Raw genomic sequence first — 18,977 nt, 5'->3', positions numbered from 1 at the left:
CTACGACGACATCGTCGACCAATGCTGCTTCGCATGGAACAAACTCGCCGATCAGCCGTGGCGCATCATGTCTCTCGGATTGCGCCAGTGGGCCCATGGGTTCTGATCAATGCGCGTTGGTATTAGCGAACGCTTCGTGCCCCGCGCCGCTTGGCTGGGCGCCCATATTCCGGCGCTCTATCCCTACGCCGATATCTACCCGGTATTCATGGACCCGGCGGTGCAGCGGGCCGATGGCGTCCAGTTCCAGGTGCCGATCACCCCCAACGCCAGTTTTAACGGACGCCCGGCGATCCAGATCTCGCGGCGTAACAATTCAGCGCAAACGCATCCCCAGACCGCGGTCGGCAAGGTGCTCAAGGTGCTCGACTTCCTGGAGAAACTGCCGTGACAGACAACCGGATCGATCTCACATTCGCGCAAGCGGACTACGCCCGCCTGATGGCGCACCTCTTCCCCGGGGATCGCGACGAACACGGCGCAGTGCTTCACGCCGGCATTGTACGCGACGGCGACACACTGAAACTGCTGGTCCGGGACGTTTTCCCGGCGAAGCCCGGACAGGACTATGTTCCCGGGCAGCATGGCTACCGCGCGCTCAGCCCGCAGTTCATTCACAAGCACATCACGGCGTGCCGCGACCAGGGGCTCGCTTACCTCGCCGTGCACAATCACAACTGCGACGACCGTGTCGGCTTCAGCCACATCGACAATGCATCGCACGAGCGCGGCTACCCTGCCCTCCTCGACATCGGCAAGGGCGTTCCGGTGGGCGCGCTGGTCTTGGGGCGAAATTCGATCCAAGCAGATATCTGGACGCGCGCGGGTCGCTTGTCACTGCGCGAAGCCCGCATCCTGGGCCCGCGGCTCCGCCGCATCTACCCTGCCCCTCCCGCCCCCGCGCGCAGCCCGGGCGAGGAGGAGGCCCATGACCGCCAGATCCGCATGTTCGGACAGCAGGGCCAGGCGCTGCTCGGCAAGGCGCGGGTGGCGGTGATCGGGCTGGGCGGGATCGGTTCGCTGGTTTCGGAATATCTTGCAAGGCTGGGCGTGGGCGAGATCATTGCCATCGACCCGGACCACCTGGAGGTTTCGAACCTTTCGCGCGTGGTCGGCGCAACCAGGCAGGATGCGCAAGCCCGTGCGACAAAGGTCGAGGTGGCGAAGCGCCACGCCGGGGAAGCCAGCTTGTCCCGGTTCACTCCGCTGGAAGCGGACCTGGCGCGCGAATCCGTTGCCCACCAGCTGCGATCTTGCGACTACCTGTTCCTCGCGGCGGACTCGATGCGGGCGCGGCTCGTGTTCAACGCGCTGGTCCACCAGCACATGATTCCGGGGGTTCAGCTCGGCGCGAAAATCCGCTCCGACGCGGACGGCGCGTTGCTCGATGTGATGAGCGCGGTTCGGCCGGTCCATCCCGGCGAAGGCTGCCTGTGGTGCAACCAGCTGATCGACCCACAGCAGCTGGCCATCGAGGCCAAGAGCGATGCCGAACGCATCGCCCAGGCTTACGGCGTGCAGGAACCCAATCCGAGCGTGATCACTCTCAACGCCGTCGCGGCGGCCCATGCGGTCAACGATTTCCTGTCCTATTTCCTCGAACTGCCAAGCGCGAGGACTGAGCACAGCTACCGCCATTTCCATCTCGTGGAGGACCGGCTGAACATCGTGATGCCCCGCAAGGACGAAAATTGCCGAGAATGCGGCAAGGATGGACGCTTCGGCCGGGGCGACGCGGCGGCGCTGCCCTGCCTCGAGGGCTAGGCGGCTATCATCACCAGGATCACCCTCGATAAGGCCTCTGTGGACGTTCCGCAGGGGCCTGTTGGTGTCTGGTTTCGTACTCACCAGCGCGGCGTTGACGCAGGCTCCGGCCGACCGCTTGCATCGTCCAATGGTCGTTCGGAAGGGCAAGGCAGCTTGGGTAGGGCTGGTGGCTATTTGTACCCGCAAACGGAACAAATCGAGAATTACGTCGTAGTCGCTTCGAGGTGGTCGCGGCCACCGCCACAGCCCGAACGGGCGGAAATCCCGCAGGAATCCGCGAGCAACCAGAGATTTCGATCAAGCCGCCAGCACCGGTCCAAGGGTCCTGATTCCTGCCTGTTGACAGGCACACCGTACGTGCTTCTGCATAATCTCCGCCACAGCTTCGCTTCGATAGTAGTGCGGGAAGGGGTGCGTCTGATAACGATCGATCGGCTACTCGGACATGCCTTGCTAGGAATCAAAGCTCACTATGCCCACTTTGCCGACCAAATGAAGGCCGAGGCGGCTGCGCTGGGAGTGCACCATGTCCCGTCTTGCGCTTCGCGAGATTGTTGCAGGCGCGCTCGGCGAGGTTGGACTCGATCGCGCGCTCCCGGTCGGGCCAGCGGGCAAGGCGGCACCACGATGTGGCTGGCGGGGCGAATTCGGCGGTGGGATTCGTCATTACCAGAGCGGCCGCAAAGTCTACGTCGTGCAGACCCGCATGAGTGGGCGGATGTCCTTGAAGCAGCGCAAGCGATCGCTGATGTCGTAAAGCGTACGACCTATCGGTCAGGACCTAGGGTGAGCGGCGTGGCTGATCGAAAAAATCAGGAAACTTGCCTCAACTATGCGACTGGGGTAGGTTACATGTAACCCTCAAGGAGGCTGAATTGGTAGCGCCCACATCTATCCCATCATCCCGGTCCAAGGTGCAGGCACATCGTGCGCGGCTGAGGAGCAAGGGCTTGCGTCCAATCCAGATCTGGGTGCCGGATGTGCGTGCACCTGGCTTTCGACAAGAGGCGCACAGGCAGTCGCTCGCCGTTGCCAACAGTGTGCATGCAGCGGAGGATCAAGCGTTCATCGATGCGATTTCCGATTGGGATGATGCATGAAGCGAGGCGAAATCTGGACGGTCGCTGGCGGGTCGGATTATGCAGGAAAGCCTCGCCCGGTCGTGATTGTTCAGGACGATGTCTTTGATGCCACAGCGTCGGTCACGGTGTGCTTGCTGACGACGGACCCGACTGAGGCCCCGTTATTCCGGCTCGCAATCGAGCCGAACGAACGCAATGGATTGAGGTTTACGAGCCGAATCATGGTGGACAAGGTGACGACTGTGTCCAAGCCGAAGATCGGCGACAGAGTAGGGCGTATCGACGACGAAGATATCGTCCGCCTCAATCAGGCACTGATGGTCTTTCTTGGTCTTTCCATTGCGCCGAAGAGTCGATCGAAAAGCTGACCGATTCTTTCGGAATACTAGTTTTTGCTAGATGGAAAAATCCGGCACAAGATGCGCCGTGCGGTAGAGTGTGTTGCCGCTGATTCACCATCTTCGTCCAGAAGATCGTGGATATCCACCGATAGCTTCCGGTTCTGATCAATGATCTCCTGCTATTAGAGCGTGCTTCAACAAGTCGCCACCCTCCTGCGCAGTAATTGCTTGCGTCGTGTGTAGAGCTGCCCTGTTCCGATCCGATGTCGTCGCGCAACGCCGTTACAATTACCCCCGGCTGCGTCGTCTCCTTCAGGGTCGTGAGGTTTTCCTCCCCGCTCCAATGTCGCCGTCGCTCTACCCGTACGACCATCCCGACGAGGGCCTGTACGCTGCTCATTTGACTGCTCTCCGCTACGCGCAAAAGCCCCATTTGCCCCGCGAAATTCACGCCTGCTCAATCCCGCACAAGGCGGGGTTCTATCGGCGCTTACCCCCCGGCAGCTTTCCCAGCAATATTTCGCAACGCTCTGGAAATGGTATATTGCGAACGATTATCAATCGCGTTATCTCGCCTGCGACTCGACGAAAGAGGGAAGTATGCGGACGGTTGCAACATGGTTTGCGGGGACTTCACTGGCATTTGCGGCTCCGGCGTTTGCGCAAGATGTTCCAGTGGAGGTGGAAGTTGCACAACTGAAAGCGCAGATCGCTGCGCAGAAGGAACTGATTGACGCGCAGGCCGCTCGGCTGGCGCAGATCGAGGCGAAACTGCAGGCCTCTGCACCGCAGACCCGCGAGCCGCCCGCCCTCGCGGTGACCAGTGCTAGCGAAGCAGGCGACGCTCTGACGGCGCCGTCCGCCGGAAGCGGCGGCGTGGGCCGAACTGGTGCACTGGCAGCCAATGACACGACGATCGGCGGATATGGCGAGATTACGTATAACGGTTATGTCAAGGATGGCAGCCGAAACCAGGCCGACCTCAAGCGGCTGGTGTTATTCGTGGGTCATCGTTTCAGCGACAAGTTGAATTTTACCAGTGAGATCGAGGTGGAACATGCGGTCGCCAGTTCGGGCGACGAGGGTGAGGTTGCGATCGAGCAGGCCTATCTCGACTATGCATTCAATCCGGCGCTCAATCTGAAGGCTGGACTGTTCCTGATGCCGTTTGGCTTCCTGAACCGCAATCACGAGCCGCCGGTGTTCCATGGCGTGGAGCGCAACGAGGTTGAAACGCGGATCATTCCTTCGACATGGCGCGAAGGTGGCGTGGGCTTGTTCGGCACCACCTCGTTTGGCCTGAACTACGATGTCGGGGTTGCCACTGGCTTCGACATTGCCAAGCTGGATGATGCGGGCGCGCCGTTGGCCGGTTCGCATCAGGAACTGCAACTGGCGAAGGCCGCAAACCTATCGGTCTATGGTTCGCTGGAATACCAAGGCGTACCCGGTTTCCTGATCGGCGGTGCCGTGTTTACCGGCAACGCAACGCACAACAATGCGGATTTTCGGCATGACGGCAGCCTTCCGGACTTTGCCGGTATCACCTCGCGCATCACGCTGTGGGATGTTCACGGGCGCTGGCAGCATCGTGGTTTCGATCTGCAGGCGCTGTATTCGCGCGGCACGATCAGCCGTGCGGCCGAACTGGATCGCGTGATCGACGCCTACAATACCACGAACAGTGCCGAACTGCCGCTTGCGCCAAGAGCGTTCTACGGCTGGTATGTGCAGGGTGCATACAGCATTGCGCTGGGCGGCGATGCGACCATCGATCCCTTCGTGCGCTATGAAAAGTTCGATACGCAGGCGCAAGTGCCGCTCGGCATTGTGGCCGATCCGATCAATCGCGACCGCGTGCTGACGACCGGGCTATCGTTCCATCCGCTGCAGTCGGTGGTGGTCAAGGTCGATTTCCAGAAGTTTTTCGAGAACCGCGACAACGACCGGGTCAATCTTGGCCTCGGTTACATGTTCTGAGGCGACCGGGCGTCAAGGGCGACCGTCGGCCGAAATCAAGACAAAGGACATTCAATGAGAAAGCGATTTGCCGCGCTGGTCGCGGTCGGGGCTCTGTGCCTGCCTGTTGCGGCCCAAGCCGATGAAAATCTGTTCGGCTACAACACTGGCGCGGAAACACTGCCCAAAGGTTCGGCTGAAATCTACGTGTTCAACACGCTGCGGACGAACAAGGGACAGGGCACATATCGCGCCGTCGATACCGAAATCGAAGGCGAATACGGCGTCACTGACCGGATCACGGTATCGGCTGCGGCGGGTTTCCTGACCATTGATACGCACGGCTTGCTGATCGATGGCTATCTTCCGGCCCCGATCGACAAAGGACCGCGCTTTTCCAGTCTGGAAATGAAGGCCAAGTTCAACGTTCTCAGTCCGGCGCTCGACAACTTCGGTCTCGCCGTCATCACTTCGGCGGAGTGGAAGCAACTCGATCCGCATAGCGGGCAACGCAAGACCGAATACGAAGGCAAGGTCGTGCTGGCGGCGCAGAAGTATTTCCGCGAAGGTCAGATCGTGTGGGTCGGTAACGTCGGCCTCAAGGCCGGACATGAGAAGCGGGCACCGATTGACGGGTTGCCCGACGGGTTCGACTGGCCGACCACGCCCGAAATGGAAATCGAACTGACCGCAGGTACCGGCCTGACCTATCGCGTCGCGCCGAACTGGTTCGTGGGCGCCGAGACGCAGTATACGTCCGAGTACGAAACTGAGGTGGGCCAGGAGCGATGGTCCTTGTTCGCCGGACCGACGATCCATTACGGCGGGCAGAAGCTGTGGGCCACGCTGACCTGGTTCCCACAATTGAAGGGCGGGGGCGAACGGTACCCAGGGCAGACGGGAAGCCTTCACCTGATCGAAAAGACGAAGAACGAGTTTCGCCTGAAGATTGGCTACAATTTCTGAACGGAACGTCTCATGGCACGAATTGATTGGATAAGCCTCCTATCGCTTCCGGCATTGATGGCTACAACGTCACCGGCATTTTCCGCCGATTACCTGACCGTGGCCGACGCGCAGCGCATCCTGTTGCCGCAGGCGCAGTCGTTCGCAGCCTATCCGGTGACGCTCAATCCCGCCCAGATGGCACAGATCCGCGCCATCTCAGGGGTTGCCCAGCGGACCGCGCAGCCGCGCGTGTGGCGAGCCCTCGTTGCCGGCCGCACTGCAGGCTGGGTGATCGTCGACGAGGTCGTCGGCAAGCACGAATTTATCACGTACGCCACTGGCATCACGGCGGACGGCCATGTGACCGGCGTTGAAATCCTGAGCTATCGGGAAACCAAGGGCGGTCAGGTCCGGGATCCGCGCTGGCGCGGCCTTTTTCGCGGCAAGACCGTGAAGGACAAGTTCAAGCTGAACCAGGATATTCCCAACATTTCCGGGGCGACGCTGTCCTGCCGCAATATTACTGACGGCGTGAAGCGCCTTTTGGCGATCCACGCCGTCGCGCTGGCGCAGGTGGGATAACTTGCTCAGCCGCTGTCGCCCGCTCCTCGGCACATTTGTCGAGATCACGGTTCCGGACGGTGCCGAAATCGCGATTGCCGCTGCGTTTGCGGCAGTGTCGCATGTGCAGGAACGCATGTCGTTCCATGAGGAGACGAGCGATCTCGCCGCGATGCGGCGGGCACCGCCCGGCGACAAAGTTGCGGTGTCTGCCGAAACGGTTGCAGTCCTGTCCGCCGCGCTGGCATTTTATCGCCAGTCCGATGGACTTTTCGATATCACGATCGGCAGCGATCTGGTTCGGGACGGTTTCCTGCCGCGCCCGCCGGGCAGCCTGCCGGGCCGTTGCCGCGGCACCAGTGCGGACATCGAGATCGTGGATGAACTCCATGTGCGCTGCCACGCACCGATGCTGATCGATCTTGGCGGCATCGCCAAGGGTTATGCCGTGGATCAGGCCGTGCGCGCGCTCCAGGCGCAGGGCGTAATTGCAGGGCTGGTCAACGCTGGCGGCGATATGCGGATGTTCGGCCATGAAGAATGGCCGATCATGTTGCGCGATGGAGATGGACGGATGCGCGAACATCTTAGCCTGGCCAATTGCGCGATCGCCAGTTCGGCCAATCTCCGCGACCGCCGGTGGCGGCTGGGCCGGTGGCGCACGCCGCATATCGGCGTGAACCGGGCGCCCGTTGTAGCGCGCGGGCGCACAACAATTGTGGCGCCCGACTGTATGACGGCTGACGCGATGACAAAGATCGCGATGGCCGATCGCGCGCTTGCGTATGCCCTGCTCGCTTCTTTGAGCGGCCAGCTCTTTTCTGAACGTCAACGAGGAGCCCAACACTGATGCCGCATCGTCGTACTGCCAGGCTGGCGTCGTGGCAGCTCTGGTTGTTGTCACTTAGCTGCGCGGGGCTTTGGCTCACCGGTGCTGGGTGGCTTCTTCTCCATTATTTCGGGCAAGCGCAGGGCGAATACGGACCGGAAATGAACCCGGCGGAGCCGTGGATGATGACGCTGCATGGCTTTGTCCTCATTCCCGCCCTCCTTGGTCTGGGCGGGCTTTTTGTCGCGCATATTCCGAAGGGCTGGTCCCACAAGGGGCAGCGCGTGGCTGGATTGGCGCTGAGCGGTGTGCTGACGGTACTCATCGGCAGCGGATATTTGCTTTATTATGCTGGTGAGGAAGGAGTCCGAACCTACGCCAGCCTTTCGCACTGGCTGGTTGGACTTGCGATGCCTGCCATATTCACATGGCATTATGTGAACGGCTTGAGGATGCGCCGCCGAGTCCGTACGAAATCGACGGCTCATGCGTCGGAAGCTGACGCTGGCCAGAACAGCAGGTAGCGGCACGCGGGGCATTGCTCACCTTTGACGTCTCGCGTGGGTTCAACGGGTGCGGATGCAACGTTGACGTAGCGAGAAATGCAAATGACGATGGCCCCAGTAAGGCACCTGCCGGAATACGCTCATGCCGTAGGTACATCGATCGCAGCGAGCGCGATAATGTTGAACTTTGCAGAGTTCGGTCTGCTCGTCCGATTGGTGCCCCGCTTGGCCGCGTGCGCGCCATGCCGGTTCATATTCCGCTCATTCCGCGTCGCGATAGCTCTGATAGAGTGATGAGGGAGACATTCGATGATCGGAAAATGGTGTGCGGCATTGGCTCTGGGCGGCGCGATGTTGGCTGGCAGCATGTCACCGGCATTGGCACGGGATTGGGATGACGAAGGCTATTACGAGCACGAAGGACCTGACCGGCGCGAATACCGCGAGGAGCATTATCGTCGCGATGCCGATGGTTATGAATCCTATGAGCACCATCGCGTCGAATATCGTCCGCGCTATGCAACCTACGACGAAGCTCCGCGGCGGTCGTATTATCGGCATCGTTATCACCGCTGTGGTTCTGGGACGACAGGCGCGATTCTGGGCAGTGTCGTGGGCGGCCTGCTGGGCCGCGAAGTTGGCCGAGGCGGGCCGTGGAACGAACCCAGCACGACCGGCCTGATTGTCGGTGCGGGTGCCGGGGCTTTGGCGGGGCGCGCGATCGAGCGCGATGGATGTCGCTGACGCGCCGGTTAGGTAGATCCCCGTGTCGGCGGCAATGGATGCCGCCGACACGGGGTACATTGCGTGAAGCGGCCTTGCGAACCCATGGATCGGTGTGTCGCCTTGTCGGCACGATTGTGCCGGTAGTCTTGCTTTCGGACTATCTCAGAGGTTTCAGGCTCCGCCTTTAGCCAGTAGGGCGCGAAACCACCGGAGGTGTGTTGTCTGCCTGCCATGGAAGTCCTCCGTGGTCCGGTTGTGAGCGCAATGGTGCATCCGGCGCGCGCATGTGTCGGCAAAGTGGTCACGGTGGATTATGCGGCTATTGGTTGTTGAAGATAGCGAACGCCTGGCATCGCTCATGGCCAAGATTCTGACAGGAGGCGGGCACGTCGTGGACGTGGTGCAAAGCCTTGATATGGCGCACGCCGCGCTCGAACTGGTCGACTATGAAGTAGTGATCCTGGACCTTTCCCTGCCCGACGGGGACGGACGGGAAATTCTCGACAGATTGCGCCGCAGCGAACGCGATGCGCTCGTGCTGGTCGTGACCGCCCGCGGCGATGTCGTCAGTCGTGTCCAGATCCTCGATGCCGGTGCGGATGATTATATCGTCAAACCCGTGGAGGGCGATGAACTCATCGCGCGCGTCCGGGCGTTGGGTCGTCGGGCGAGGCAGCTTCAATCCGAGCAACTCACGTTCGGCAATGTCTGTCTGGACAAGGCGTCGCTGACGCTGACGGTGGGCGACAGCCTGGTTGGTATTTCACCGCGCGAACTGAGCGCGCTGTCGGTGCTGATGAGCTGCCAGGGGCGCGTGGTGCGTCGAGAAAAGCTCGAAACGGCCATCTACACTTTCGACAGCGACGTCACCGAAAATGCCATCGAGGCGACGATTTCCCGCCTGCGACGACGATTGCTGGCGTCGGGCGCTACCATCGAAATCGTGGCGATGCGCGGCATCGGGTACGTGCTGACCGAGCGCGAAGCGTGCTGATCCCCCGAAGCGAATCCCTGTCGTTCATTCTCGCGCGTCGCATGGCGGCGACATCCGTGGTTGTGTTGATGGTGCTGGCCCTGGCCTTTTCCATCAAGGAACTGGTCAACAAGCGGTATCTTCAGGAAGCCACGCTGAACGCCAATGCGGTCGCCATCGCCGAGGCCCTGCACAGTGGCGGCCAGCCCGCGCTGCTCCGATTGTATCGTGATTATCCCAAGGCTTACGGCTTCAGGGTCTTCGACCACAGCGCGCTTGCCAGACGCCATGTGCTGGCGGCGGCGAATACCGGGTGGTTCCCCACCGTGCCCGGGTCAACGCCCGGCATGGACGATCGGGACGAGGCGCGCAATTCCACCACCGACGACACGAAACTTGTCGAAGGGTTCGTGCTTGTTCGTGGGCTGTCCGCGAACGATCGCAGCGCGCCCCCGGTTGCCGTGGCGACCAGGCGCGTCGGTTTCGCCGATCGGCACTATTGGGTGCAGACTTACATGGCAGGTGATCCGGCGTTCGCTTTCACGGGCGTGATCGCTGATGATCTGATCAAGCAGATCCTGGTCCCCGCACTGTTCATCATCCCTGCGCTCACCCTGGCGATCTTCCTGACCACCCGCACGGTTCTGCGACCGCTCCGTCAATTGTCGGATAGCGCCGGCCACGTCGGCGCAGCGGTGGCCAGCGGGCAGGCACTCGTGCCCATACCCGAAAGCGGCATGGCCAGGGAATTCGCCCGCGTGGCTGCGACCATCAATGTCATGTTGGCGAAGCTCGATCACTCTCTCCAATTGCAGAAGCAATTCACGTCGGACATCGCGCATGAATTGCGGACACCGTTGGCGGTCCTCCTGCTGGATATGTCGCAGTTACCGCCGGGAAGTGCGCGTGATCGGGTCAAGTCCGACCTGAAGGAACTGGGGCAGCTCGTCGATGAACTGCTGCGCTTCGCGCAAGCCGAAGACGTGATGGCGAGCGAAGTCGGCAACGTGGACATCGTGGCGGTCGCCCGCAAGGTCGTCGAGGAGGCGGTGCCCGACGCGCTGGTCAAACGGCAATTGCTGGAATTGAACTGCTCGACCGAGATCCTGATGCTATCGGGCAACCCAGCGCTGCTCAAAATCGCGATCCGCAATCTGGTGGACAATGCGCTCAAGTACGCCCCCGCCAGAACCACCGTGACCGTGGCGGTCGAGCCGGGGCCATCGGTGATCGTCGACGACCGTGGGCCGGGCATTCCTACTGAGCATCGGGATCGGGCCTTCGCCAGGTTCTGGCGGATGGATCGCCAGTTGGGCTGCGGCGCAGGCGTAGGCCTGGCCCTGGTGCGGCGCATCGCCCAGTTGCACGACGGCCACATCCGCATGGAGCAGCGCCCCGGCGGTGGCACGCGTATGATCCTGAGTTTGGCCGGGTCGGCCTTCTCCTGAACTGCAAGTCGGCGCGCGCGCGCCGGGCACGATCAGGTATCGCGCGCAGCCTGGCTGCGAAATTTCGCGCTGTCAGCGTCTCATCAGCAAACCCTGCTATAGGACCCGCAACAAACACCCATGAGGCGCGCGATCGGGCACCGCTGCCATTCGACGGGTTTCACGGGCTGTCATGGAAGGTGGAATTTCCCGCGTTCGGGAGCGTTGTAAGGGAAAGCAACAGGAAGTGATGGGCTGCCCAACGTGCGCAACACGCGCGCCCATCGGCAACTAAAGTTAATATTTTATCTAACTCTTCATTCGGTGTGGTCGCTAACCAGCTCCGGCAATCGGAGGGCTGCCCTTCGGGTTCGCAAAGTCGGAAAATGGGAATGAAACGCTGGTTGTTCACACTTCCGCTCCTTGCCGGGGCGGACCCTCGGGCGCTGCTGGCCCAGGAGGTCGTTCCCCCGGTCGCGTCGGCAACGGTCCAGGATCCGCAGGCGGCACCGCCGCAGGACGATGAGGATGACGGCGAGGGAGAGGATCCCGCGATCGTCGTTACCGGGCACAAGGCCCCGCGTGGCGCCGTGATCGGCGATGTCCGGCCCGACGAACAGTTTTCCCGCGCCACCATTCGCGCGCTGGGCATCAATTCGGTTTCGGAACTTCTTCAGGAGCTTGCGCCGCAGATCCGCAGCGGTCAGGGCCGGGGCGGCGAGCCGACGATCGTCCTTCTCAACGGGCGGCGGACGTCCGGCTTTTCCGAAGTGCGCGACATCCCCGCCGAAGCGATCGCCAGGGCCGAGATCCTGCCCGAGGAAGTGGCGCTCAAATATGGCTATCCGGCCGACCAGCGCGTGGTCAACATCGTGCTGCGCAAGCGTTTCCACGCCCTGATCGCAGAGGCGGGAGACCGGATCGCCACCGAGGGCGGCCGCAATCTGGTCGATCCCGGCGTTACCTATCTGGAAATCGACCACGACCGCCGGGTAAACATTGCCCTGCAATACCAGCACGCCGACGACCTTCTCGAAAGCGCGCGCCATCCCGGTGCGTTTGCGCCGCGTCGCCCTTATGATGTGGTGGGCAACGTTGCCGCGCTGACGCCTGCGGGCGAAATCGACCCCGCGCTCAGCGCACTTGCCGGGCGAACCGTGACGCTGGCCGGTGTGCCCGCCATGGCCGTCGGTCGCCCTCTCGCACTGGGTGACTTTGTTGCAGGGGCCAATCGCGCGAACATTACCGATACGACGCCATTTCGCACGCTGCTGCCATCGGGCGACCGTGGGTCGATCAATGCGTCCTACAGCCGCAACATCTTGGGTTCGATTGCCGCCACGATCAATGGACGGCTTGAAGCGAGCAACGACGTGTCGCTGCTGGGCCTGCCGAAGCTCAAGCTGGACTTGCCTGCCGGCAACCCGTTTTCGCCCTTTGCCAACGACGTTGCGGTCTATCGGCTTGCCGAGGGCGCTCCACCGCTCAGCCGGCACGAACGGGACATCGGCGGGCATCTGGCCCTGATGCTGAACAGCCATGCCGGGGCCTGGCAATGGTCGTTTTCGGGCACGTACGATCATCTCGAGGCCCGCACGCGCACCGAAGGCGGGATCGACCAGACGGCCATCGACGCCGCGCTTCAGGCGCGCGATCCTGCGGTCAATCCGTTTGGCGCGTTCGGTCCGGGCCTGTTGCTGGCAAGGCAGCCCGACATCACCCGCCTCGTCAGCGACGCGGGCGGGTTCGACGCCATGATCCACGGCCCGGCGCTGCACTTGCCTGCGGGCCAGGTGCTGACAAGCCTGCGCCTTGGCGCGAACTGGTCGGCGCTGGACGGGCATTCTGTGCGCCTTGGCGTGGCGCAGGACAGCGGCGCTTCGCGCAGCGATGTCAGCGGACAACTGAGCATCGACGTTCCCATCACCAGCAGCCGCAACAATGTGCTGGCCGCGCTGGGCAACCTCTCGGTGAATGGCAACGTCGCGCTGCACAGGCTTTCCGATTTCGGCACGCAGAAGACCTTGGGCTACGGCGTAGTCTGGTCGCCGGTCCAGCCGCTGCGACTCATCGCCTCGATGACGGACGCCGACGGCGCGCCCTCGCTTGTGCAGATCGGCGCGCCCGTGCTGACCACGCCCAACGTGCGCATCTATGATTTCATGCAGGGCGCGACGGTGGAGGCCTCGCGCATCGAGGGGGGCAACGCGCGGCTTTCGGGCGACAACCGCCGCGTGCTGAAGATCGGCGCCACGTGGAAGCCGGGCTGGACCAAGGGGCTTTCGCTCACCGCCAACTATATCCATGCCCGCACGCGCAATGCGATCGTGCCGTTTGCCGCCACCCCTGCGCTGGAAGCGGCGTTCCCCGGGCGCGTGGTGCGCGATTCAGCCGGTGCGTTGACCCGATTCGATGATCGCCCCGTGAACGTGTCGCGCGATGACCGCGAGGAATTGCGCTGGGGCATCAACTGGCTGAAGGCGCTGGGCGGGACGGGGGCATCGGGTGGCCACGTGCCCGGCATGCGCAAGAACGCCAACCGTCTTTCGTTCGCGCTCTATCACACCTGGCATCTGCGCCACGACGTGCTGCTGCGTGATGGCCTACCCATGCTCGACCTGCTCCATGGCGATACCCTGGCCATGACCGGCGGCGACCCGCGCCACGAGATCGAGGCGCAGGCGGGCATTGCCAGTAACGGCATCGGCCTGCGGCTTTCGGCAGACTGGCGCAGTGCGACAACGGCACAGCGGATGGCGCGGGGCACGACGGCTTCGGCGCTGTCGTTCTCGGACCTGGCGACGGCCAACCTGCGCATCTTCGCCAATCTCGGCCAGCAGCAGGCGCTGGCCCGCGCGCATCCGTGGCTGGCGGGCGTGCGGCTGACCCTGGCGGTCGACAACATCTTCGACGGGCGTCCGCGCGTGACCGATGCCTCTGGCGCCACGCCCTACATCTACCAACCCGCGTTCCTCGATCCGCTGGGCCGCACCATCCGGTTCAGCATCCGCAAGACCTTCTGACGATCCCGTTCCCGCTTCCCGATCAACAGCGCCCGGCGCGCCGACATCAAGGACTGCAAGCGTGCATCAGACCAACATCACGCATCCCGCGTATGCCGGACCGCCGCTGACCGCGCGATTGCGGGAATGGACCAGCGCCTGGCAGCGCGGCGAAACGCTCGGCGAACGCATCGGACGCGAACTGGAGTTTTCGACGCTGCTGGACCTTTTGCCCAATGTCGGCAACCGCCGCGCGCTGGTGGGCACCACCGCGCGCGGGCTGCATTCGCTGTCCTTTGCCCAACTCTACGAATTCTTGAGCGCGGGCGCGCCGTTTGACGACTTCGCGCTGCGGCCGGGCGACCGATGCGCCATCGCGATCCCCGAAGGCCCGGAACTGGCGGTCTGCCTGCTCGGGGTCGGCATGCGCTGCACCGTGGTGCCGATGAACCCCTGGAATCCCGAGGCCGAAATCGCCGCCGACCTGGCTGAAACCGGCGCAAGGGCGGTGATCGTGCCGGTGGGCGAGGATTTCGACCATATCCGGCGCGCGGCGCGCGGCTGCGGCATCGCGGTTGCCGATCTCGTACGGCATCCCGATGCGGTCGGCCTGTTCGACCTGACTGGCGATGCGCTGCCCGCTGGCACCAACTGGCGCCGGTTCAATGGTCCTGACGATATCGCGCTGGAACTGTTCACGTCGGGAACGTCGGGACGCAAGAAGCTCGTCCCCATCCGCCTGCATGACTTGTGCGTCGGCGCTGCCTGCATCGCCGCTGCGCTGGAACTTGGGCCGGACGATCGCGGCTACAACATGATGCCGCTGTTTCACGTCGGCGGGATCGTCCGCAACCTCTATGCGCCGCTGCTGGCCGGGAGCGGGATGATCTATTCCGACGGCTTCGACCCGGCGATGTTCTGGGACGAGTTGGACGAAGGCGCGGGCTTCAATTGGTATTACGCCTCGCCCACGATGCACGACAGCATCCTGCACGAAGGCGAAGGCCGGACACCGCGCGCGCGCAAGCTGCGCTTCATCTGCAACGCTGCGGGTGATCTGCTGCCGTCCACCGCCGACAGGCTGCGCGCGCGCTTCGACGCCACGATCCTGCCCGGGTACGGCATGACCGAATGCATGCCGATCGCCTGCCCGCCGCTCGATTACCAGCTTGAGCGCAAGGGCGCGAGCGGGCGCGTGCTGGGACCGGACGTGCGCATTCTCGGTGATGCGGGCGAGGTGCTGCCGACGGGCGTTTCGGGCCGCATCATGCTGCGTGGTGCCCCGCTGGCGCGCATTGTGCAGGACGATCCGGCGCCCGGCGAACCGACGATCCCGCAAGGATGGTTCGATACCGGCGATATCGGACGCTTTGACGAGGACGGTTTCCTCTACATCGTCGGTCGCGGCAAGGACGTGATCAAGCGCGGCGGCGAAACAATTGCGCCCGCCGAAATCGAGGACGTGCTGGTCGGGCACCCCGAAATCCTGGCGGCGATGGCCTTTGCGGTGCCGCATCAGATGTTGGGCGAAACCGTGGGCTGCGTGATCGTGCCCCGCGATGGCCGCCGCGTCGATCTCGAAGCGCTGGCCCCGCACCTTTCCCGGCACCTGTCGCCGGCCAAATGGCCTGTGCTGGCCGTCTACATGGACGATCTGCCCAAGAACGCCACGGGCAAGCTGCTGCGCGTTCGCCTTGCCATGCGCTTCGGCATCGACGGGGTGGACGAGAAGGCACCCGCACGGTCGCGCCTGCTGATGGCGCAATGCCCGCCGCAGGGCACCCCCATCACCGAGCCGATCGCGGCGCGCGCCGTGGAAGTGTCGGTCGCGCAGATCGAGGCGGCGATCCGCGCAGCTTGTCCCGCAGCGGCGGACGTGGTGGTCCATATCGGCCATTCCTGCGGCACCATCCGCGCGGGCGTCGAGACCGCGAATGTCACCCAAGCCGATCTCAAGGCCGGGCTTCACGCCGCCCTGCACGATTATCTCGTGCCGCGTTCCATCACGCTGCTCGATGCATTTCCCCGCCACGCCGCTTCGGGCGCGGTCGATACCGACCAGCTTCTGGCGCTGCTGGAAAAGCCGCAACAGAGCGATTCCGTTCCGGCCGACAAGGTGGAAGCCTTCATCCTGGAGGAATGGCGCAAGTGTCTGGGCGAGGATCGGGACGTCTGGCTGGACAGCGATTTCTTCGATGACCTTGGCGGGGATTCGCTGACGGCGGTGCGGATCATCGCCGATGTGCGCAAGCAATATGGCATCGCGCTGGCCCCGACCTCGATTTTCCGCAACCGCACGGTGCGCGAACTGGCCGGGGCGGTGCGCGCTGCAATCGCCACGCTGGCGGTCGATGCCGACGCCGGCACGACGGACCACGCCGCCGCCACCGGTTTCGATGGCCCGCCCGCAAAGTCGCAGACGGCCCTGCCGACGCTGCTGATCCAATTGCTTCCGCTCGCGGTGCTGCCGCCGGTGGTTCGCCTGGCGCAGTTCGCGTGCTGGATTCTTACCTGGTGGTACATGCGCACCGATCTCGGCCTGCGCGGCGCCTGGGTGATGTTCGCCGCGCTCGCAGGTGCGAGCCTTGCGCGCAGCACCGTTGGGCCGCTGATCACGATCGCGCTCAAATGGGTGCTCGTCGGTCGCTACCGATCGGGCGCCGCGCCGCTGTGGGGGCATCGCTACTTGCGTTGGTGGTTGGTGCGCCAGATACATGCTACCATCGGCCTTGGCGTGTTCTCGACCGCATATCCGATGATCGCGCTCTACTATCGCCTGATGGGCGCCCGTGTCGGACGGCGCACGCGCATCGCGCCCAGCGCCGATCTTGGCGAGTTCGACCTGCTGACCATCGGCGATGAGGCCTGCATCGACGAATCCGCGATCGTCCGGCCTTTCGTGCTGGAGGGCGGGGCGATGGACATGAAGCCGATCGCGCTGGGGGCCAACGTCTCGATCGGGACGCGGGCAACGGTGGTGCCGGGCAGCTATCTTCCGGCTGATACCGAAATTGCGCCGCTGGGCACCTCCGACAATCCCAGGGCGCGAAACCAGGGCACGCGGGGTCTGTCGCGGGCGCTGCTGTATGATCCGCCCGCCTGGCTCAAGGCTGCGGGGCTGGCGATCAAGGGCGGCCTGATGCTGGCAGCGTGGGTGCCGGTGGTGCTGCTGATGCACCACTTCCTCGCGGGGTGGATGGCACAGGGCGGGCACATGGCCAATCCGGTCGACCTGCTGGTCCGCATGCTCAAACCGCATCGGCTGATCGTGTCGACCTCGGTGCTGGTGGTCTCGACCCTGACGACGCCGTTTCTCTACCTCGCCGGCGTGATCGCGGTGAAGTGGATCGTGATCGGCCGCTTCCGCGCCGAGGCCGACGTCCGCCGCCCTTGGCCGATGTTCGAACGGTGGCTGATGTGGCAATTGCTGCCCGATGGCCGCTTCGGCGGCGTGGCACCGCTGCTCGGCTCCAACTTCGCGGCGATCAGCGGGATCTACCGCCTGCTCGGCGCCAGGGTGGGCAAGCGCATCTACTGGCCCGGTTCGGGCAACGTCATGACCGAGTACGACCTGTTCGAATGTGGTGACGACGTGACCTTCGGCTCGCGCTCGACCTATCTGATGACCAGTACCCAAGGCTCGCGATCGATCCGTATCGAACCGGGCGCGAACGTGGCCGATCGCTGCGTGCTGTCTCCGGGCGTGGTGGTCAGACGCAACGCGGTGATGGGATCAGGCACTTTCGCGCCGGAAGGCTTCGTCGCCCCTGCCGGATCGACGTGGATTGGGCAGGACGGTCGCGAGGCTCCGATCGAGCTGGAAGCGGCAACGCCCCGTCGCGTACAGGCCGACACGCTGCGCCCTTATGGTCGCGCGATGTATCTGGGCGAGGCCGACTACGCCGTCTGGCCGCTCGGCGCCCATATCGCCTTCAATCTCGTCTGGGCGGCCTTCGGGGCGCTCTATCGCGCGGCACCGATGATCACGGCGCTGTTGCTCGTGCGCGCCATGCTGATCGCCGACGGCGCGACCCTGCGCAACACCGCTGACATCCTGCTGCTGCAGGCGGGCTTCTACCTTCCTCTCCATCTGGCGAGCGCTCTTGGCGCGCTGGGTTTGCTGGTTGCAACCAAGTGGATGATCATCGGCCACCGCACCGAAGGGGAACACTTCTGGACCGCCTCGTCCTACTGCCAGCGCTGGAAGATCCACAGCGTCATTTCGTCGCTGTCAAGCGGATGGTTCGCCAACCGCGACGTGCTGGCCTACCTTGAAGGTTCGGCATTCCTGGTATGGTACTTCCGCGCCGAGGGCGCACGGATCGGACGCAACGTGTGCCTCTACCCCAACGGGGCCGATCCGATGATGGAAGAGCCTGACTTCCTCGACATCGGCGACGATGCCCGCATCGATCAGGCCGTGCTGATCGCGCACCTCAACACGCGCGGCGAATGGATGATGGGACCGATCCGCATCGGCGCGCGCGCGACGTTGCGAACCGCCTCGCGCGTGATGATGATGAGCACCGTGGGCGATGGGGCCACGCTGCTGGAAGGGACGCTGGTGCTGGCGGGCGATTCAAGCTCGCCTGCCTCGACGTGGTACGGTTGGCCGGGCGAAGCGATCACGCTAACGGCGATGGCGCAATTGCGGACGGCGTGCATGCAAGTCGGCTCCCCGACATGATGACGGCCCCATCTTGAACAGGAGGCTGCACCGACTGACGGACATGCTTCCGATCGGACAGGGGACGCAACCTGCACCCGGTCGGCATGAGGTTCACGTCTGGCGGTACGAAGACGGGGCGGGGACGCAGACCGGGCACATCGCGGCCCTCCACGCATTGCTGTCACCC

The 18,977-nt window shown here is 63.6% G+C and carries 15 protein-coding genes; all 15 read left to right on the top strand.

Translation table 11 applies throughout. From position 1 onward, the window contains the following. Positions 1-109: 109 nt before the first annotated feature. The 15 genes from HHL27_RS19025 (at position 110) to HHL27_RS18955 (ending at position 18,808) form a co-directional block, all read left to right on the top strand. A complete protein-coding gene (locus tag HHL27_RS19025; protein WP_169494972.1) occupies positions 110-391 on the top strand; it encodes a hypothetical protein in 282 nt (93 codons plus the stop codon). Further along, the gene (locus HHL27_RS22745; RefSeq protein ID WP_206069712.1) at positions 388-1,764 is read left to right on the top strand and encodes a ThiF family adenylyltransferase; all 1,377 of its coding nucleotides are present in this window, start codon (positions 388-390) and stop codon (positions 1,762-1,764) included. The genes HHL27_RS19025 and HHL27_RS22745 overlap by 4 nt, the downstream gene beginning before the upstream one ends. Positions 1,765-2,293: 529 nt before the next feature. Further along, positions 2,294-2,524, top strand: coding sequence for a hypothetical protein (locus HHL27_RS19015; RefSeq protein ID WP_169494971.1), 231 nt, complete (start codon positions 2,294-2,296; stop codon positions 2,522-2,524). Positions 2,525-2,681: 157 nt separating this feature from the next. Then, complete coding sequence (locus HHL27_RS19010; RefSeq protein WP_338114956.1) at positions 2,682-2,867, top strand: antitoxin MazE family protein; 186 nt, start codon at positions 2,682-2,684, stop codon at positions 2,865-2,867. After that, positions 2,864-3,217: a type II toxin-antitoxin system PemK/MazF family toxin gene (locus tag HHL27_RS19005; protein ID WP_169494970.1), complete on the top strand. Its 354-nt coding sequence runs from the start codon at positions 2,864-2,866 to the stop codon at positions 3,215-3,217. The genes HHL27_RS19010 and HHL27_RS19005 overlap by 4 nt, the downstream gene beginning before the upstream one ends. 573 nt (positions 3,218-3,790) lie before the next feature. Further along, positions 3,791-5,170 (top strand): porin, encoded by a 1,380-nt coding sequence (locus HHL27_RS19000; protein WP_169494969.1) that lies wholly within the window; start codon positions 3,791-3,793, stop codon positions 5,168-5,170. Between the two features lie 54 nt (positions 5,171-5,224). Then, positions 5,225-6,115, top strand: a complete 891-nt coding sequence (locus HHL27_RS18995) for a DUF6662 family protein (RefSeq protein WP_169494968.1) — start codon at positions 5,225-5,227, stop codon at positions 6,113-6,115. A gap of 12 nt (positions 6,116-6,127) precedes the next feature. Then, a complete protein-coding gene (locus tag HHL27_RS18990) occupies positions 6,128-6,679 on the top strand; it encodes an FMN-binding protein (protein ID WP_169494967.1) in 552 nt (183 codons plus the stop codon). 1 nt (position 6,680) lies between these two features. Further along, a complete protein-coding gene (locus HHL27_RS18985; RefSeq protein WP_169494966.1) occupies positions 6,681-7,508 on the top strand; it encodes an FAD:protein FMN transferase in 828 nt (275 codons plus the stop codon). Continuing rightward, the gene (locus HHL27_RS18980; RefSeq protein ID WP_169494965.1) at positions 7,508-8,011 is read left to right on the top strand and encodes a hypothetical protein; all 504 of its coding nucleotides are present in this window, start codon (positions 7,508-7,510) and stop codon (positions 8,009-8,011) included. Before HHL27_RS18985 ends, HHL27_RS18980 begins: the two co-directional genes overlap by 1 nt. A 291-nt stretch (positions 8,012-8,302) precedes the next feature. Further along, a complete protein-coding gene (locus tag HHL27_RS18975; protein ID WP_240960039.1) occupies positions 8,303-8,737 on the top strand; it encodes a glycine zipper 2TM domain-containing protein in 435 nt (144 codons plus the stop codon). Between the two features lie 295 nt (positions 8,738-9,032). Continuing rightward, positions 9,033-9,713 carry a response regulator transcription factor gene (locus HHL27_RS18970; protein WP_277350590.1) on the top strand — a complete coding sequence of 227 codons (681 nt, stop codon included), beginning with the start codon at positions 9,033-9,035 and terminating at the stop codon, positions 9,711-9,713. Continuing rightward, positions 9,707-11,140, top strand: coding sequence for an ATP-binding protein (locus tag HHL27_RS18965; protein WP_169494963.1), 1,434 nt, complete (start codon positions 9,707-9,709; stop codon positions 11,138-11,140). The genes HHL27_RS18970 and HHL27_RS18965 overlap by 7 nt, the downstream gene beginning before the upstream one ends. Before the next feature lie 371 nt (positions 11,141-11,511). Next, positions 11,512-14,142, top strand: a complete 2,631-nt coding sequence (locus HHL27_RS18960) for a porin family protein (protein ID WP_169494962.1) — start codon at positions 11,512-11,514, stop codon at positions 14,140-14,142. A 61-nt stretch (positions 14,143-14,203) separates the two neighbouring features. After that, positions 14,204-18,808 (top strand): AMP-binding protein, encoded by a 4,605-nt coding sequence (locus HHL27_RS18955; protein ID WP_169494961.1) that lies wholly within the window; start codon positions 14,204-14,206, stop codon positions 18,806-18,808. Positions 18,809-18,977 lie beyond the last annotated feature (169 nt).

This window comes from Novosphingobium olei, from assembly GCF_012927405.1.
In the GTDB taxonomy this organism is placed as follows: Bacteria; Pseudomonadota; Alphaproteobacteria; order Sphingomonadales; family Sphingomonadaceae; genus Novosphingobium; species Novosphingobium olei.
Note: the sequence above shows the minus strand (reverse complement) of the source record. Positions and strands in the feature narration are given on the sequence as shown.

Excerpts from the sequence above, each read along its gene's own strand:
- HHL27_RS19025 (WP_169494972.1), top strand. The coding sequence starts at position 110 with ATGCGCGTTGGTATTAGCGAACGCTTCGTGCCCCGCGCCGCTTGGCTG.
- HHL27_RS19015 (WP_169494971.1), top strand. The coding sequence starts at position 2,294 with ATGTCCCGTCTTGCGCTTCGCGAGATTGTTGCAGGCGCGCTCGGCGAG.
- HHL27_RS19005 (WP_169494970.1), top strand. The coding sequence starts at position 2,864 with ATGAAGCGAGGCGAAATCTGGACGGTCGCTGGCGGGTCGGATTATGCA.
- HHL27_RS19000 (WP_169494969.1), top strand. The coding sequence starts at position 3,791 with ATGCGGACGGTTGCAACATGGTTTGCGGGGACTTCACTGGCATTTGCG.
- HHL27_RS18995 (WP_169494968.1), top strand. The coding sequence starts at position 5,225 with ATGAGAAAGCGATTTGCCGCGCTGGTCGCGGTCGGGGCTCTGTGCCTG.
- HHL27_RS18990 (WP_169494967.1), top strand. The coding sequence starts at position 6,128 with ATGGCACGAATTGATTGGATAAGCCTCCTATCGCTTCCGGCATTGATG.
- HHL27_RS18980 (WP_169494965.1), top strand. The coding sequence starts at position 7,508 with ATGCCGCATCGTCGTACTGCCAGGCTGGCGTCGTGGCAGCTCTGGTTG.
- HHL27_RS18975 (WP_240960039.1), top strand. The coding sequence starts at position 8,303 with ATGATCGGAAAATGGTGTGCGGCATTGGCTCTGGGCGGCGCGATGTTG.
- HHL27_RS18970 (WP_277350590.1), top strand. The coding sequence starts at position 9,033 with ATGCGGCTATTGGTTGTTGAAGATAGCGAACGCCTGGCATCGCTCATG.
- HHL27_RS18960 (WP_169494962.1), top strand. The coding sequence starts at position 11,512 with ATGAAACGCTGGTTGTTCACACTTCCGCTCCTTGCCGGGGCGGACCCT.